At 33.6% G+C, this 3,150-nt stretch carries 4 protein-coding genes; all 4 read left to right on the top strand.

Annotated elements, in window-relative coordinates; genetic code table 11:
• A partial coding sequence (locus J7M77_RS06235; RefSeq protein ID WP_296876971.1) for a PRD domain-containing protein occupies positions 1–394 on the top strand: 394 nt, incomplete at its 5' end.
• Between the two features lie 129 nt (positions 395–523).
• A complete protein-coding gene (locus J7M77_RS06230; RefSeq protein ID WP_296876970.1) occupies positions 524–976 on the top strand; it encodes a helix-turn-helix transcriptional regulator in 453 nt (150 codons plus the stop codon).
• A gap of 234 nt (positions 977–1,210) precedes the next feature.
• On the top strand, positions 1,211–2,200 hold the full coding sequence (locus tag J7M77_RS06225; RefSeq protein ID WP_296876969.1) for a PTS sugar transporter subunit IIB: 990 nt from the start codon (positions 1,211–1,213) through the stop codon (positions 2,198–2,200).
• 25 nt (positions 2,201–2,225) lie between these two features.
• The gene (locus J7M77_RS06220; RefSeq protein ID WP_296876968.1) at positions 2,226–3,038 is read left to right on the top strand and encodes a PTS mannose/fructose/sorbose transporter subunit IIC; all 813 of its coding nucleotides are present in this window, start codon (positions 2,226–2,228) and stop codon (positions 3,036–3,038) included.
• Positions 3,039–3,150 lie beyond the last annotated feature (112 nt).

Raw genomic sequence — 3,150 nt, 5'->3', positions numbered from 1 at the left:
TGTTGATATTAATGATGATGAAATTGGTTTTATAACTTTGCATATTCATTCAGCAATTTCTTCTAATCAGGTAGTTGAATCAATGGAAGCAACACGAGTTATTCATGATAGTATTATCAAATTACAAGAGGATCTAAATATCGTTATTGATATTAATTCAATATCGTATGTACGTTTAATGAATCATATTAAGTTTTTAATTTTACGATTAAATACTAATGAAAAATTACAAATGGATATTAGTGAATTTACTAAAGATAAATTTCCATTTGCTTATAATCAGGCAGTAAATATGTGCAATGCCTTATCCAAAGCTTTAAATAAAGAATTACCAGAAACCGAAGTTGGCTATTTAGCTTTACACTTAGAAAGAATTCTATCAAGTATTCAATAAGATATTATAGAGAAATATATCATAAGTGTAACTTAATGTTAAAAAAGGGAGCAAATTTGCTAAAGATAATTGGTAGTGTTTAGTTATGGTAAAGATTATAATAATCTTGTAACTAAAGGAGGTAAAAAGATGGATCTAGGTAATAGTTTATTTCATGCACGAAAGAAATGCGGTTTTTCCCAGGAAGATGTAGCAAATAAATTAGGAGTTAGCAGACAGACGATTTCTAAATGGGAAACTAATGAAACTGTACCAGATATTTATCAGGCTAAAAAGATGGCCGTTTTGTATCATGTATCTTTGGATGATTTGATTAATTTTGATATTGAATTTAAAGAAATCCAGGAAATGATTGCTAAAACAAGTGAAGAAGTTGAGGCTAAAATCAATTGGACTAGTGCCTGGGGGAAAAAATATCCTATTTTACTTAAATATCAAGATGATGTTAATGTTTTAAATTATGCTAGAAAGCTGGATATTATGTTAGAGGAGTTAAAACAGGAGTATAATTATAGTGATCAGGATGCGCTTTTGGTATTAAAGGATATTTTATATCAGGTCTGGAAAAATAAAAAGAAATAGAAACTATAAAATTAAATAATTATTAAGAATTATTAATTTTAAAAACATGGCTTGACAATATCAAGCTATTAATGTTATGATTCTTGCAGAAATGAATACTTCATAGTGTGTAACTGGTAAGGCAGGCATTAACTATTTATTAGATTTAATGATAGGATCATTATATCTTTTAATAGTATGCCTGCTTTTTTATGTTTGCTGGAAGTATCAAAAAAAGAAAGGGAGGAAAATAAAATGGTAGGAATTATCCTTGCTAGTCATGGGGATTTCGCAAGCGGAATTTTGCAATCAGGGTCAATGATCTTTGGTGAACAAAAAGACGTTAAAGCAGTAACTTTACAACCAAGCGAAGGACCTGATGATCTTAAAGCAAAAATGGAAGCAGCAATCGCCACTTTTGAAAATCAAGACCAAGTATTATTCTTAATTGATTTATGGGGTGGAACACCATTTAATCAGGCTAATGGTTTGATTGACGGACATGAAGACACATGGGCAATTGTTACAGGGCTTAACTTGCCAATGTTAATTGAAGCGTATGCTTCAAGAATGTCAATGGAAACTGCTCATGAAATTGCAACTCATATTACTGAAGTAGCTAGAGAAGGGGTTAAAGTTAAACCAGAAGCTTTAGAACCAGAAAAAACTGAAGCTGCAACTGCACCAGTAGCTGCGCCTCAAGGAGCAATCCCAGAAGGTACAGTTATCGGAGATGGAAAAATTAAATATGTATTAGCCCGCGTTGATACTCGTTTATTACATGGACAAGTAGCAACAACTTGGACAAAAACAACTAATCCAAATCGAATCATTGTTGTTTCGGATTCGGTAGCACATGATGATTTACGTAAAAAAATGATTGAACAGGCAGCACCACCAGGTGTTAAAGCTAACGTTGTTCCAATCAGTAAAATGATTCAGGTAGCTAAAGATCCTCGCTTTGGTAATACTAAAGCAATGTTGTTATTTGAAACACCTCAAGATGCTTTAAAAGCAATTGAAGGTGGCGTAGATATTAAAGAATTAAATATTGGTTCAATGGCTCATTCACTTGGAAAAGTAGTTGTTAATAAGGCAATTGCAATGAATATGGATGATGTTGAAACAATCGAAAAAATCAAAGCTAAAGGAATTAAGTTTGATGTTCGTAAAGTACCAAGTGATTCTAGTGAAAACATAGATACTTTACTAAAAAAAGCAAAAACGGATTTAGCTAACGGATAAAATTAAGCAAACGGGAGGAATTATAATGTCATTTATTACAATAGTTTTAATTGTTATAATTGCCTTATTAGCTGGTATGGAAGGGGTATTAGATGAATTCCAATTCCACCAACCACTAGTGGCATGTACTTTAATTGGTTTAGTAAGTGGACACTTAACTGAAGGAATTATTTTAGGTGGTTCATTACAAATGATTGCTCTTGGATGGGCAAATGTCGGAGCAGCTGTTGCTCCAGATGCAGCTTTAGCTTCAGTAGCTTCAGCGATTATCATGGTTTTAGGTTTACAAGGTGGAACAACTGATGTACAAACAGCTATTTCTACTTCAATTGCGGTAGCAATTCCACTTTCTGTAGCTGGGTTATTTTTAACAATGATTTGTCGTACAATCGCAATTCCAATGGTTCACTTCATGGATGGTGCGGCTGAACATGGAAACTTTAGAACGCTTGAAATGTGGCACATTTTAGCTATCTTATTACAAGGTATTCGTATTGCTATTCCAGCTGCTGCTCTTTGTATCGTACCAGCTAGCGTGGTAACTGATGCTTTAAATCAAATGCCAGCATGGCTATCAGGTGGTATGACTGTTGGTGGTGGAATGGTTGCTGCTGTTGGTTATGCAATGGTAATCAATATGATGTCAACTAAAGAAACTTGGCCATTCTTTGCTTTAGGTTTCGTCTTAGCTGCTATCGGTGAATTAACATTAATCGCTTTAGGAGCAATCGGTGTTGCTTTGGCATTGATCTATTTAGGATTAAAAGAAAATGGTGGTTCAGGTAACGGTGGTTCTGGTTCTGGTGATCCACTTGGCGATATTTTAAATGATTATTAAAATCTTGAAGGAGGAAAAAAACAATGGCAGAAAAAATTAAATTATCAAAAAAAGATCGTTTATCAGTTGCTTGGCGTCATCAGTTCCTTCAAGGTTCTTGGAACTATGAACG

It is taken from the genome of Thomasclavelia sp., assembly GCF_017889095.1.
GTDB lineage: Bacteria > Bacillota_I > Bacilli_A > Erysipelotrichales > Coprobacillaceae > Thomasclavelia.
Note: the sequence above shows the minus strand (reverse complement) of the source record. Positions and strands in the feature narration are given on the sequence as shown.